Source organism: Streptomyces sp. NBC_00887, assembly GCF_045207585.1.
The window spans coordinates 3871983-3886091 of the sequence record NZ_CP108788.1 but is presented as its reverse complement, the minus strand read 5'-3'; the positions used below and the strand labels follow the sequence as shown (position 1 = coordinate 3886091).

Genomic DNA, 14109 nt, shown 5'->3' with positions numbered 1-14109 from the left:
GCCCGGCATCCGTGGGCTCCTCGTCCGAGTACCTCCATCGCGATCAGTACGCCCCGCGGCCGTCGGTGACGGCACGGACCGTACGGGCGAGGAGCCCCATGTCCGTGACCACCGACCAGTTGTCGACGTACCAGAGGTCCAGCGACACGGTCTCCTGCCACGAGAGGTCCGAGCGCCCGCTGACCTGCCACAGGCCGGTCAGCCCCGGCTTCACCGCGAGCCGGCGCCGCTCACGCTCGTCGTAGCGCGACACCTCCTCGGGCAGCGGCGGACGGGGACCTACCAGGGACATGTCACCCCGTAACACGTTGAGAAGCTGCGGGAGTTCATCGATGGAGGTCCGGCGCAGCGCCTGGCCGATCCGGGTCACCCGCGGGTCGCGGCGCATCTTGAACATCGGGCCTTCGCTCTCGTTCGCCCCGGTGAGCTGCGCCTTACGGGTCTCCGCATCCGCCACCATCGTGCGGAACTTCCACATGGTGAAGGGCCTGCTGTGCCGTCCGTGCCGGATCTGGCGGTGGAACACCGGGCCGGGTGACGAGAGCCGGACCGCCAGGGCGACCACGAACAGCAACGGGGCCAGCACCAGCAGCCCGAGCGCGGCACCGCACCTGTCCACGGCGGTCTTGAGCCAGGGCTGCGGACCGTGCCGCAGCGGTGGCGCGATGTGCAGCAGGGTCAGCCCGGCGGCGTCGGAGGGCCGCACGCGGCTCGCCGAGACGCCCGACAGCTCCGAGAGCACACAGAGCGCGAGCCCGCTGTCGTGCAGGCCCCACGACAGCGGCCGCAGCCTCTCGTCGCCGAACTGCGGCCCGGGCACCACGAGTACGAGATCCGCGTCATGGGCGAAGGCGCCGCCGAGCACCGTGGACACGTCGTCGTCCGCCGGCTCCGGGGCGAGGCGCCCCGGTACCGGTGTGTCGCAACTCAGCTGCGCCGGTCCCACCGGCACGGCGGCCGCCACCGTGTACAGGTGGTCCGTACGGGAGTTGAGCAGGGTCACCGCCCGGTCCACCCCCGCAGCCGCGCCGACCACCAGCACCCGGCGTGACGCCTGCCGGTGGCGTGTGGAACCGGGCCTGCCGCGCAGTCCCGAGGTGAGTACGGTCACGGCCAGGCCGGGTACCAGCGCCAGCACCGCGGTCGCCGGGTCGAGGGATCCGCCCGCCGCCGCGCACAGCACGGCGAGCAGTCCGACGAGCACCAGCCAGTCGCCGACGGCGCCGGGCGCCCCACCGGAGTCGGCCGGCAACCGGTCCGTGTACCGGCCGCGCGCCAGGCGCACCCCGGTCCAGACGAGTGTCATCAGGGCGCCGATGATCAGTGGTCGAGGCTGATCGTCGGCGCTCAGGACGAGCCAGGCCGGAACGCCGAGCCCCAACGCGTCGGTCAGGACCAGGAACGGCAGGCGCCGGCCGGGCGTCTTCCTCGTCCGCGGGCGGTCCGCGTCGTCGCGCTGTGCGGTAGGAGCTCTCCACAACTGCTCGAGAGCCGCCGTGCGGTTCCGGGACGCAGCGGTACGCGGCCGTGGCGCGCCCGCAAGTCCCACCGGCCCGGATATGTCTGATTCAGGTATTTCGACATGCCCCATGAACCCCCCAGCCACAGTTGCATCCCCACAAACGGGACGCATCCGCCGATCCCATGGACTGACGGATGCGCCCTCGCTCGGTGCACGATATCCACACACGTGCCATTTCGCTGGAGTTCTCGTGAAGTTCAGGCACCGGTGGAGGGTCTGGCTCCGCCGCATTCCGGAGTGGATCTCGGGGTCTGTGCGCAGTTGTTCGGGTCTGATCGCTTTGGGCAAGCGCTTACGACCTTGCCGGGGATCAGGTCGTGTACTCGGAGTTCAGTCGAACATAACTTTCCGTCAGATCGCAGCCGTAGACGGTGAATCGGCCGTCTCCGATGCCCAGACCGACTTCGATCACGACCTCCTCGCCCCGCATGTGCCCGGCGACCGCGGCCCGCAGCGCGGTGTCGTCCGGCCCCCCGGTGCGCTGCGGATAGACATCGGTCCCGCCGAAGCGGACGGTGACGTTCTCCGGGACGATGTCGGTGTCGTCGGTGCACTTGCCGATCGCCATCGTCACCCGCCCCCAGTTGGGGTCGCTGCCGTGCACGGCTGTCTTCACCAAGGGGGAGTTGACCACGCTCTTGCCCACCCGCTTGGCCTGAGCGGTGTCACGCGCACCGCTCACCCGCACCTCGATGAGCTTGCTCGCGCCCTCGCCGTCACTGGCGATGTTCTTCACGAGTGCGAGCGCCACCTCGTACAGCGCTTCCTCGAACTCCGCCGGATCGACCTCGCCGGCCAGCCCGTTGGCGAAGAGCACCGCCGTGTCACTGGTGGACGTGTCCGTGTCGATGGACACCGCGTTGAACGTACGGTCCATGACGCCACGGAAGATCCGGTCCTGTTCCGACGGATCGAGCCGCGCGTCAGTGGCGAAGAACGTCAGCAGGGTGGCCATGTCCGGCTCCAGCATCCCGACGCCCTTGGCGATGCCCACCAGCGTCGCCGCACCGCACCGCACCCTGACCTCCTTGGGCCGGGTGTCCGTGGTCATGATGGCCCGGGCCGCGCGATCGAACCCGCCGTCGGGGAACGGCCAGGCGAGGGTCCTGATGTGAGCCCGGATCTGCTCCATGGGATACAGCAGGCCGATCACCCCCGTGGAAGCGATCAGCAGTTCGTCCGCCGGGAGCCCTGTCGCCGCGGCCACCGAGTCGCGCACCTCGCGGGCGTTGCGCTCACCCTCGGAGCCGGTGGCGACGTTCGCGTTCCGTGCCAGTACGACGACGCCGCGCGCCCGGCCGTCGGCGGCGACCGCCCGGCTGAGCGCCACGCTGGGGCCCGAGAACCGGGACTTGGTGAACACCGCGCTGATCCGGGCCGGGACGGTCGACGCCAGTACCGTGAAGTCGTCCCGCCCGTCGTCCGACAGCCCCACCGGGGCGGTGTGCACCGCGAAGCCCTCGGGATCCCGGGAGGTCGTTTCGGCCATGATCGCCTCCTTCTTATGCGTTCTCTCGTATATTTATGCATCCAGCATACGGGAGCGCGCCCCATCGGGGGGACGGAACGGCCGGGTCGACGGCGGGAGGCCCGCGCGCAGGTGGGGCAGCACGGTCCGGCTGCGCCGGAACGGCCTCGTCAGGACGTGGTGGAGGACTCGATGCGCCAGATCACGTCGATCCCCGCCTCCCCCTGCGTCTCCGGCCCGCCGGGTACCGGCACGCGTTCGATCTCGGTGAAGCCCAGACGGCGAGGGACGGCTTCGCTGGCCCTGTTCGCGGCATCGTGGTGGATCTCTATCCGATCGATCTCCGCCAGGGCGAAACCCTGGCGGAGGAGGGCCGCAGCGGCCATGGTGGCGAGGCCCCGCCCCGTCCATCCGGGGTGGAGCCAGTAGCCGATCTCCAGCCCCCCGGGGCCGATCCGACGCATGAGACCGCAACTGCCGATCACCGCACCACTCGAAGTGATCGCGTAGCTGTAGGCGTGGCCCGAATCCCACTCCCCCTCGCTCCGAGTCAGGTACTCGGCGATCGTGGTGTGGTCGTAGGCGGACGCCCAGGGCATCCACGGGAGCAGGTGGGGGAGTGATTCGGTGACCACCCGGTTCAGGGTTGCGACGTCGCTCGCGCGCCACCGGCGCAGCTCGACCTGGTCGAAGGCGAGGGTCTCAGCAGGCTGTTCCATGCACGGCATGCTTCCATCCCGATGCCGGGGAGGGCATCGGGACGGCAGGGACTTCGCTGCGGTACGAGCGGGCTGTCGGGGCGGAAGCGGTCAGCCCCGCTTCACCGCGGCAAGGCCCTTCTGCAGGTCCTCGCTGTTCATCACCGGCTGGATCTCGATCCTGGCGCCGAGTCCCTCGAAGAGCGGCTCAGCGATGCTGGGCAGCTGTGAGCTGTCCTGCATGTCGAAGACGAAGGTGCAACAGCGCCCGCCCTCGCCCGGGCCGAAGTAGGCCGCCTCCGGCTTGAGCTGTTCGGCCAGCGACTGCATGATCTTCTGCAGACTGCCGTTCCTGACGGCTTCGTTCGAGATCTGTGTGTCCATCCACGCCCGCAGCATGACCCTCATGGCATCGCTCCTTCCGTCCGCCGCGACCGGCGCGGGCCCGTCCGCGCTCACTGGGCCCCGGGGACATTCGGCTCAGCCTTTCCCCGAGTGATCGGCGCGGCAACATGTGGTGCGCCATCCGTGCCGCCGGTGTCCGGCCGCCCCTGCGCGGCCCTGCCCCGCCGCGGCGAAGCCGGGCCGCGGGGAGTGGTCCGTTCAGGCGGGCCGCAACTCGAACCAGTCGAAGGCCGCACTGCCGTGGGTGGCGTACATGCCGATGACGCGGCCGGTGAAGCCTCCGGCGACCTCGGTGGTGAGGTAGCGGCCGTCGAGCTCGGCCAGGATCTCGAAGTCGCCGTCGGCCGTCTCGTACCCCAGGCGGAGCGTGTCGGGGCCGCCGACGCGCAACCCGGGCGGGACCGCGGCCTCCGGATCCGTGGCGCGGACGGTGACCGTGGGCGGCAGGACATCGGTGGTGGTGACGTCGATCCGCAGGGTCACGGGACCGGGCGGCAGGCTCCGTTCGGCGACGGTCTGGCGCAGCGGGCCGATCCTGGCGACGGCGCGGACCGTGCCGTCGCCGGTCTCCACCTGGTAGTGGTGAGCCTCGTCCATGCGTACCGCGAGCCCGGCACGGCCGCCTTCTTCGACGGCGACCAGCGTACGAGCGCTGCAGTCGGGATCGCGCTGGCGCCGTCCTACGAAGAGCGCACCGGGCTTGTCGAGGCCGTCGGCTCGGGCGTGCAGGACCAGGTGGTCCGGCCGCTCGTCGAGGCGGACGGCGGCCGGGTCGTGCCGCCGGAGCGTCACCCAGCAGGGTGCGAGCGCGGTGGAGTCGAAGTCGTCCCGCTCCGGCTCGTGTTGCCAGGGATGCGGCGGCAGCGCCGGAGCAGCCGCGTGCAGCTCGAGCGGCCCCGGCAGCGGCCACTCGTCCTCCCAGCGCACCGGGACCAGGAACGTCTCCCGGCCCAGTCCGTGGTACATCGGTGTGTCACCGCGCGGCCGGGTGCCCAGCAGCACCATCCACCACGTGCCGTCCTGCGCCTGCACCAGGTCGCCGTGGCCGGTGTTCTGTACGGGGTGGCCGGTACTGCGGTGGGACAGCACCGGGTTGGCGGGGTGCGGTTCGAACGGCTCCTGCAGTGAGCGGGACCGGGCCACCGACAGCGCGTGTCCGCGTTCCGTGCCGCCTTCCGACAGCAGCAGGTACCACCAGTCGCCGATCCGGTACAGGTGCGGCCCCTCGGGGTACTGCAGCCCGCTCCCCGACCACATGGCCACCGGTTCGCCCAGCAGCTCGCCCGTCTTCGGGTCGATGCGCACCCTGCGGATCCCGTCCGAGGAGAACACGCACCAGCAGTTTCCCTCCTCGTCCCAGGCCAGGTCGGGGTCGATGCCCGGTATGCCGACCGGGACCGGGTCCGACCACGGCCCCGCGGGGTCCTGTGCGGTCACCAGGATGTTGCCCCCGCCGGCAACCACGGTCGTGATCATCCAGAACATGCCGTCGTGGTGGCGGAGCGTGGGCGCGTACACCCCTGTCGAGGCAGGTGCGGCGTCGGGCAGGTCCAGCTGCGAGGGCCGGTCCAGCGCGTGCCCGATCAGCTTCCAGTGCACCAGGTCGCGGCTGTGCCACAGCGGCACTCCGGGTACGTACTCGAAGCTGGACGTCGCCACGTAGTAGTCGTCGCCGGCCCGGCAGATGCTCGGGTCCGGGCTGAAGCCGGGTATCACCGGATTGTCGAAGAACGTCATGCTCGTCCTCAGGAGTGGGGTCGGACCGTGGGGAGAGGACGGGCCTCACCCCATCGTCGAAGCGCTTCATTGATCGCACCCGAGCGGCTCACTGTCAATGCTTCTGCGGCGTCGCCTGCACATGAGCGGGCAGACGTTCGGCCGCCGCACCAGGCGGGGTTCCGGTCAGGTCGGCGCTTGTGCTCGCTCGTGAGCAGGTTGTCGAAGCGCTTCGACGAAACCATGATCCGCCTTCCGCAGCAAGCGCTTCAGTGGTCTCGCAGGCGCGCTTCCCTCATGGTTATGGGTGTTGACGGGGTGCACCAAGGGCGCCATCTTCTGTGAGCGAAATCCCGTACGATATACGGCATTTCGAACCGATCGAGGAGTGCGTCATTTCCTCCACGGCCGACCAGCCGTGTCGACGATGTCGCGTACCGAGGCGATACACCGCTCAGTCACGGCCGATTCGTTCTTCACGATCATGCACAGGCAGATGGCCGAAGCGCAGACCGAGAATCCGGTCATCCAGGGCGTCGCCCTCGGATTCACCCGTCGGACGTCACAGGAAAGCCTTGCGACTCCGACGGGCGGCTCATGTACCTCGCCTCCGTCCTGCAGGCGGCAAGAACCACCTCGACTTCTGCGCGGAGCTGGGAACCTGGTCCCTGGGTGGGGGTCCGGTGCCCGTGCCCGGCAGCGCGCGCGAGGGTGACCGGGTCACGCCGGTTGTGGGGCGGAGCAGGCGGGTCATCGGTCGTCAGGCTCGACTGTCAGTGCCTCCTCATAGGGTGAAGGCATCACTCGGGGAGCCACGGAGGGGGAGTGGACACGTGTCCGCCAACAAGATTCAGCACAAGGTCAATCACGTCGCGCTGGTGGTGGATTGCTCGGGTTCCATGCACCAGCACCAGAGTCAGCTCATCCGCGTCGTGGACGAGTTCGTGGCAGGTCTGAAGGCCGAGTCGGACAACCTCGGCCACGAGACCCGGATCAGCCTCTACTCCTTCGACCACAGGGTGGAGAACCTGGTGTGGGACATGGACGTGAAGCATCTGCCGTCCATGCGGGGCCTGTACAAGGTCAACAACGGTGCTACCGCGCTCATCGAGGCCTCTCTCAAGTCCCTGGACGACCTGGACCACATCTGGGAGGAGTACGGGGAGCACAGCTTCCTCCAGATCGTGGTGACGGACGGCGAGGAGAACGCCTCCGGCGGCGACAGGCGGCACGACGGCGACATGACCATCCTCGGGCCCTGGCTCGACAGGATCGCGTCGAAGATGGGCGCGCTTCCGGGCCACTGGACCTCCGCGATCCTCGTCCCGAACTCCCTGGCGAAGCGCACCGCCCAGAACTACGGATTCCCGGCCGGGAACATCGCCATCTGGGACGCGGATTCCAAGGAGGGCGTCGAGGAGGCGATCGGCACCGTCCGCGCTGCCGCCACCAGCTTCCTCCGGGGCCGTGAGCAGGGTGTACGAGGCACGAAGAACCTGTTCGCCGTCGGTCAGGACATATCGGTCGACGACGTTCGGGCGAACCTCGCACCGGTCTCCGCCGACAAGTACCGGCTCCTGAAGGTCGACAAGGAGGTCGAGATCCGGGCGTTCGTCGATTCGCATCCGGGCGTCACCTACGAACGCGGTTCGTGCTACTACCAGTTGGGGACTCGGGTCCAGGTGCAGCCCGACAAGGAAGTCATCGTGGTCGAGAGGGACACCGACCGCGCCTACACGGGCGACGCGGCGCGCAGTCTTCTGTTCGGTACGGGCATCCACGGGACCGTGTCCGTGAAGGCGGGGAACAACCCCAAGCTGGAGGTGTACGTGCAGAGCCGCTCGGTGAACAGGAAGCTCAAGGCGAATACGCGTCTGCTCATCATGCTCTGAGGGGGCGCCGCACTCCTCGGGCCGTACACGCGGAGCGCCGTTTCCGGCCGGGCGCTCCTCGATAGGGTTCCGTTCGGGTCCTGACCGCAGGGATCGGAGCAACATGCTTTGTTTCAGGCGTAGTTGCCACCGGTCACGCCGACGCGACAGCACCCGGGACGGCGACCGGAGAACCGAGTGAGTGGAGTGCCAGACATGCGTGGAGGCAGCATCGCCGTGGTCGGCGGCAGCATAGCGGGGTGTGCCGCGGCCCTGGCCGCGTCGCGCGGCGGAGCCGAGAAGATCACAGTATTAGAGCGTGCCGACGCCCGGCTGCGGGACAGGGGCGTGGGGATCGCCCTCCACAGCGACCGGTACGACGAACTGAGGGACGCCGGGTACGTGGCGCCCGAGATGCCCTGGGCGCCACTCACCCGGCGGGTGTGGAGTGCGCGCGACGGCGAGGCGGACCACGGCCGGGCCATCGGCGAGCAGCCCTTCCCGTTCCGTGCCTACAGCTGGGGCTCCCTGTGGAGCGAACTGCGCCGTCGGGTGCCCGAGGAGGTCGACTACCGGTCCGGTGCGGTCGTCACCGGCGTGGAGCCGGACGCCGAGGGTGTGACGCTGCGGCTCGCGGACGGATACGAGGAGCACTTCGACGTCGTGATCGGGGCGGACGGGTACCGTTCCGTCGTCCGCGAGGCCATGTTTCCCGGCGCCGACGCGACGTACGCCGGGTACATCGGCTGGCGCGGCACATCGAGGGACGTCGCCGGCCTTCCCTCGGACGGCAACGACGCACACAACATCGTCTTCCCCGGCGGCCACTGCATGATCTACCGCATCCCGGACGGCGTCGGCGGCCACCTTCTCAACTGGGTCCTCTACACCGCGCCCCCGCGGACCGAGGGACTCCACCCGGACCTGCGGACCCCGACCTCCCTGCCGCCGGGCCGGCTCAACTCGGAGCTCACCGCGCACCTGCGCGCCCTCGTCTCCGACAACTTCCCGCCGTACTGGGCGGCCAGGGTGCTCGGTACCCCCGCCGAGACCACGTTCATCCAGCCCATCTACGACCTCGAAGTGCCGCACTACACCTCCGGGCGGATGGTGCTCGTCGGCGACGCCGCCAGCGTCGCCCGGCCGCACATCGGCGGCGGCAGCGTGAAGGCGCTCCAGGACGCCACCGCACTGGAAGCCGCCTGGGTGGCCGGCGACAGCTGGAAGGAGATCCTGGAGGGGTACGACGACCGACGAGGCAGTGTCGGGGCAGCCATGGTCGCGCTCGCCCGCAGGATGGGCAGCGCGCAGGTCGAGAACACACCGGACTGGTCCGCCATGGGCCAGCCGGAGTTCGACGCGTGGTGGCAGGACCAGAACAAGGGCTCCGACCGCCGCAGCGGCTTCGGCGGCCACAGCATCAAGGCCGGGTAGGCCGGAGCGGAAGGGGGCGGCGCCCGACCGTCACACCGGCCGGGCGCCGTCCTCGCGTCTCAGACCGCCGTCGGCGAGAGTTCGAGCGCGGCGTGCAGCGCGGTGGCGTCGGCTCGGGCGTCCGCGCCGTCCAGTCGCAGCGTCATCCGCCCCGAGGTGAGGACCGTGAGCGTACGGGCGCACTCGGCCGCCTGGGCCGGGCTCGGCGACACCAGGAGCACGGCGATGCCCTCGTCCGCCAACGTGGTCACCAGCTCGTGGACCTGCCGGACGAGCACGGGCGCGAGCCCTTCGGTCGGCTCGTCGAGCAGCAGCACACTGGGGGAGCCGAGCAGCGCGCGGGCCAGTGCCAGCATCTGCTGTTCGCCGCCGGACAGATCCGCACCCCGGTTGCCCCGGCGCTCGCCCAGCCGGGGCAGCAGCTCCAGGACGCGTGCGGGCGTCCACACGCTGGGGCGCGTGGTGTCGCCGCGGCGCGGCGGACGGTAGGAGAGCCGCAGGTGTTCGGCGACGGTGAGCCCGGCGAACACGCGGCGGCCCTGCGGTACGAGACCGATGCCGGCGCGGGCCATCCGGTGTGCGGGCTGCCCTGTCATGTCGCGGCCGTCGAGGCGTACGGTGCCGGCGCCCGGACGCATCAGTCCGGCGACGGTGTGGACGAGCGTGGTCTTGCCCGCCCCGTTGTGGCCGACGACGGCGTGGACCGTGCCGGCCGGCACCGACAGGTCGAGGCCGTGGAGGACGGTGCCGCCGTGGTAGCCCGCGGTCAGGCCGGTGAGTTCGAGCATGGGGGCGTCGGTCATCCTCTCGCTTCAATGCCGGTGCTGTGGTACGCGTCGCGGACCTCCGGGTGCGCGAGCGCCTCCTGGGTCGGACCGGTGACGAGCACGCGTCCGGCCGCCAACACGGTTACGGTCGTCGCGAGTTGGGCGACGACCTCGACGTGGTGCTCGACCAGGATGACGGCGACGCTCTCCGGCAGGCCGCCGAGGATGCCGAGCAGCCGCCCGATGTCGCCGTCGGTCAGCCCGGCCGCCGGCTCGTCCAGGAGCAGCAGACGAGGGTTGCCTGCCAGCGCGGCGGCGAGGTCGAGCATGCGGCGCTGTCCGTGGGAGAGCGTGGAGGCGGGCCGGTGGGCGAGGTCCGCGAGCCCGACGGTCTCCAGATGGCGGCCCGCGGACTCGGTGTGCAGCCGGTAGCGGGACGGGCTGCGCCAGGCTCCCCGGCGTTTCGGGTGGTGCGGCCAGCCGGCCAGTACGACATTGTCCAGCACCGTCAACTCGGATATGACCGTCGGCTGTTGGAAACTGCGGGCGACACCCAGGCGGCTGCGCCTCGCGGTGGCCGTGCGGGTGATGTCCGCGCCGTCCAGGGCGATCGTCCCGTGGTCGGGACGGTCGGTTCCGGCGATGAGGTTGAGCAGGGTGGTCTTGCCCGCCCCGTTGGGGCCGATGACGGCGTGCCGGGCACCGGCGGGGAGCCGGAGGCTGACGTCCTCGACGGCGGTGAGACTGCCGTACCTCCGGGTGAGGTGGGTGAGGTCCAGTACCGGGAGTGGTGCCGCGGCGGTCGGTGCGGGCGTCATGGGGAGGCCTTCCCGGCGCTGGTCGGGGTGGGTGCGGAGGCGGGCGAGGCCGGGGGACGGCCGTCGGGCCGGGGCCCGTCGGACGCCGGCCCGTTCCGGCCGGATCCGCCGCGCAGGCCGGCCAGACCCCGGGGCAGCAGGTACACGGCGGCGACGAACAGCGCGCCGAGCAGCAGCGGCCCGTGGCCGGGCCACGTACCGGCGACCCAGTCCCGGGTGGCGACGATGAGCCCGGCGCCCATCAGGGCGCCGATGACGGACGTCGTGCCGCCGATGACGGCCGCCAGCAGGGCGAACGCGGCGATCTCGAAGCCGACATCGGCGGGGGAGAGGTACTGCTGGACGGTGACCATCAGCGAGCCGCCCACACCGGCCAGCGCGCCGGCGCAGATGTGCGCCACCAGAAGGTAGCGGCCCACCGGGTGCCCCGAGGCACGCATCCGCGCTTCGGCACCCCGGGTGCCGGTCAGCAGCTTCCCGGCCGGGGAGCGCAGCACGAGCAGAGCGATGGTGACGGCGATGACGGCGACGGCGAGTGCGTAGGTGTAGAGCTCACTCTCCTCGGACATCCCCTCCCCGCCCCACGGCGCCTGGGTGGCCGGGAAACCGACGAGACCGTCGGCGCCGCCGGTGACGGACTTGATCTGATTGATGACCGCGCCGCTCAGCTCACCGATGGCGAGCGTGATCATCAGCACGGTGGTGCCACGGGCCCGAATCACGGCCGGCCCCGTCACCACGGAGAAGACCGCTGCCGCGAGCGCCGAGAGGATGATCTGGACCGGACCCATCGTCCATCCGGCCTCCGCGAGGTTCGCGGTGGCGTACGCGCCGACGGCGAACGGCGCGGTCTGCCCGAGCGTGGGCAGCCCGGCGTAGCCGGTGAGGATGGTGACACTGACCGCGAGCAGTCCCAGAGCCAGGGCGGAACCGGCCAGCGAGATGCTGTACGCGTCGAGCACCCCCGGCAGCGCGATCAACACGACGAGCAGTACGAGCAGCGGGGCGGCCTGCCGCCCCGCTGCCCCGCGCGGTAGCCCCCCGATGCCCGCGAGCGCGCCCCTGTTCCTTCCTGGCGACAGCACCGCATCAGTCCAACGGGCCTTCTCCGGAGAGGCCTTGGTGTCGCCCGTTCCGGAAGCCGTGGCGACCTGGTCCGCGCCTGCCACCCCGTTCGGCCGCCGTCGCAGCCGCGCGGAGATGTGGCGGCGGAGCCGGGCCACCGGGTCCGAGACGGAGCCCTCCGTACCGTGCGCGGTCACCGGTTCCGCGAAGCGCGAGCGGAGCACCAGCACGGCCGCCATCGCGGCGAAGAGCAGGTACGGCGCCAGGTCGGGTGCCACCGAGATGCCCAGCGTCTGCACCTCGCCCACGGCGACCGCCGCCGCGAGCGTCGCCCAGAGCGAGCGCAGCCCGCCGAGCACGACCACCACGAGGGACAGCATCAGCACGTTCTCCGACGTGCCCGGGCCGGGACCGATGATCGGTGCCCCGAGGACGCCCGCGGCACCGGCCAGCGCACCTGCCGCCGCGAGCACACCGGTGTGCACCGCCCGGGGGTTGTGGCCGGTGGTCGCGAGCATCTGCGGATCGTCGGCGGCGGCCCGTACTGCCGCACCCATGCGGGTCCGGGTCAGCACCCAGGTGCCGAACGCCGCGAGCAGCACGGCCATCATGATGAAGCCGAGCCGGTACGCGGGGTACCGGTGGCCCAGCAGCGTCACCGAGGAGTCGAGCGCCTCGGGCACGCGTACCGGGAGCTCGTCCGCCCCGAAGAACTGGATGAGCAGGTCACCGCCGACGAGGGCGAGCCCGAAGGTCAGCAGTGCTTGAGCGAGATGCCCACGCCCGGCGAGCGGAGCCGTCGCGGCGGACAGCCCCGCCCCGGCGACGCACGCCGCCGCGGTTCCGGCGGCCAGCCCGAGGGCGAGGCCGCCCCAGGTCCCGTCGCTCAGCTCGGCCCCCGTGTAGGCGCCGATCGCGTACAGCGTGCCGTGCGACAGATTCAGCACACCCGCGGTGCCGAAGGCGAGACTCAGACCGGCGGCGACCACGAACAGCAGCAGCCCGTAGGCGACCCCGTCCACCGCCGGTATGAGGTGGGCATCGAGGAGCTCCATGTCAGCCGCCGAGCGTGGCCAGGTCCTGGACCATGACGTTGGCCAGCTGGGCGCCGTCCGGCCGAACCTGGCGCAGGTACCAGGTCTGCACCGGCGAGTGCGCCTTGTCGCCGAACTCCCAGGCGCCGCGTGGGCTGTCGATCTGGCCGAGGCCCGCGATGGCCTTGTTGATGGTCTTGGGCGTCACGTCCCCGCCCTTCACCGCGTCGGCGATCGCCTTGTCCAGTACGGCAGCGGCGTCGTACGACGCCATCGCGTACGTGGTGGGCTGCGTGTCGTGCTCGGCGGTCCAGTCGGCGGCGAACTTGCGGTTGGCCTCGTTGTCGAGGTCGGCCGCGTAGTTCAGGACCGAGTAGATGTCCTTCGCCGCGGGGCCCTGGGCCTGGAGCACACTGCCCTCGGTGACGAAGGCCGTGTACAGCGGCAGATCGGCGATGTCGGACTGGGCGTACTGCTTGGCGAAGTCGATCGCGGCCTTGCCGGCGTAGAAGCAGTACACCGCCTCGGCGTCCGTCTTGGCGATGTCGGCGAAGTACGGCATGAAGTTGGTGGTCTTCGGGAACGGCGTCCAGGTGGTCTTGCCGCCCGGGTTGGCGAGCTTGCCCTTGACCCGCTTGAACTCGTCGGTGAAGCCGCGCAGTTCGTCGTAACCGCCCTGGTAGTCGGGGCCGATCGCGTAGACAGGTCCGTCGACCTTCTCCTTGACGTACGGGGCGATGGCCTTGCCCGGCTCGTCGGACAGGAAGCTCGTCGTCCACACGTACTCGAGGTCCTTGATGGGTGGCCGGCCGTTCGACCCCAGGAAGGGGATCTTGGCCTGGTTGACCAGGGGCAGCACCGCGTTGACCGAGCCACCGCTGACGAGACCCGTCAGCACGTCGACCTTGTCCTTCTTGACCAGCTTGGTGGCCGCGGGAACGGCGGTCGGCGGACCGTCGCCCTCGTCCGCCACGATGAGCTCGACCTTGCGTCCGCCCAGCTTGTTGCCGTGGGTGTTCAGGTAGAGCTCGAACCCGGCTCGCAGTTCGGTGCCGACCGGCTCGTAGGTGCCGGACAGGGAGGCCACCAGACCCACCTTCACGGTGTCGTCGTCGGCGCCGCTGTCGCCGCTGCATCCGGTCAGGGCTGTCAGGCCGAGGGCGAGGGCGGCGGCGCCGGCCGGCCGGAGTCTGCGGCGGCGGGAAGTGGATATGTCAAAGAACATGGGGGCTCTCATCGGGAGTATCGGGGGCATCGGTCAGAACGGGTGGAACGGGCGGGGCTTGCTGTCGAGCGGGCCCGACGCGTGGG

At 70.6% G+C, this 14109-nt stretch carries 11 protein-coding genes; 2 read left to right on the top strand and 9 right to left on the bottom strand.

Annotated elements, in window-relative coordinates; genetic code table 11:
• Positions 1–43 precede the first annotated feature (43 nt).
• From OG844_RS17660 to OG844_RS17640, 5 genes are all read right to left on the bottom strand, one after another.
• On the bottom strand, positions 44–1591 hold the full coding sequence (locus tag OG844_RS17660; RefSeq protein WP_406391389.1) for a sugar transferase: 1548 nt from the start codon (positions 1589–1591) through the stop codon (positions 44–46).
• A gap of 241 nt (positions 1592–1832) precedes the next feature.
• A complete protein-coding gene (argJ, locus tag OG844_RS17655) occupies positions 1833–3011 on the bottom strand; it encodes a bifunctional glutamate N-acetyltransferase/amino-acid acetyltransferase ArgJ (RefSeq protein WP_406391387.1) in 1179 nt (392 codons plus the stop codon).
• Between the two features lie 149 nt (positions 3012–3160).
• Positions 3161–3709: a GNAT family N-acetyltransferase gene (locus OG844_RS17650; RefSeq protein ID WP_406391385.1), complete on the bottom strand. Its 549-nt coding sequence runs from the start codon at positions 3707–3709 to the stop codon at positions 3161–3163.
• Between the two features lie 90 nt (positions 3710–3799).
• The gene (locus OG844_RS17645; RefSeq protein WP_406391383.1) at positions 3800–4096 is read right to left on the bottom strand and encodes a DUF3303 family protein; all 297 of its coding nucleotides are present in this window, start codon (positions 4094–4096) and stop codon (positions 3800–3802) included.
• Between the two features lie 195 nt (positions 4097–4291).
• Entirely contained in the window at positions 4292–5830 is a 1539-nt protein-coding gene (locus OG844_RS17640; protein ID WP_406391381.1) for a glycoside hydrolase family 43 protein, read from the bottom strand.
• An 812-nt stretch (positions 5831–6642) separates the two neighbouring features.
• Here OG844_RS17640 and OG844_RS17635 point away from each other — a divergent pair.
• Both OG844_RS17635 and OG844_RS17630 read left to right on the top strand, forming a co-directional pair.
• A complete protein-coding gene (locus OG844_RS17635; protein ID WP_406391379.1) occupies positions 6643–7701 on the top strand; it encodes a VWA domain-containing protein in 1059 nt (352 codons plus the stop codon).
• Positions 7702–7896: 195 nt separating this feature from the next.
• Positions 7897–9114 carry an FAD-dependent monooxygenase gene (locus OG844_RS17630; protein WP_406391377.1) on the top strand — a complete coding sequence of 406 codons (1218 nt, stop codon included), beginning with the start codon at positions 7897–7899 and terminating at the stop codon, positions 9112–9114.
• A 59-nt stretch (positions 9115–9173) separates the two neighbouring features.
• Here OG844_RS17630 and OG844_RS17625 read toward each other — a convergent pair whose 3' ends face one another.
• The 4 genes from OG844_RS17625 to OG844_RS17610 are packed head-to-tail and all read right to left on the bottom strand — an operon-like array spanning position 9174 to position 14023.
• Positions 9174–9902 carry an ABC transporter ATP-binding protein gene (locus tag OG844_RS17625; RefSeq protein WP_406396172.1) on the bottom strand — a complete coding sequence of 243 codons (729 nt, stop codon included), beginning with the start codon at positions 9900–9902 and terminating at the stop codon, positions 9174–9176.
• 11 nt (positions 9903–9913) lie between these two features.
• The gene (locus OG844_RS17620; RefSeq protein WP_406391375.1) at positions 9914–10699 is read right to left on the bottom strand and encodes an ABC transporter ATP-binding protein; all 786 of its coding nucleotides are present in this window, start codon (positions 10697–10699) and stop codon (positions 9914–9916) included.
• Entirely contained in the window at positions 10696–12819 is a 2124-nt protein-coding gene (locus tag OG844_RS17615) for an ABC transporter permease (protein ID WP_406391373.1), read from the bottom strand. The genes OG844_RS17620 and OG844_RS17615 overlap by 4 nt, the downstream gene beginning before the upstream one ends.
• Before the next feature lies 1 nt (position 12820).
• Positions 12821–14023 (bottom strand): ABC transporter substrate-binding protein, encoded by a 1203-nt coding sequence (locus OG844_RS17610; protein ID WP_406391371.1) that lies wholly within the window; start codon positions 14021–14023, stop codon positions 12821–12823.
• Positions 14024–14109 lie beyond the last annotated feature (86 nt).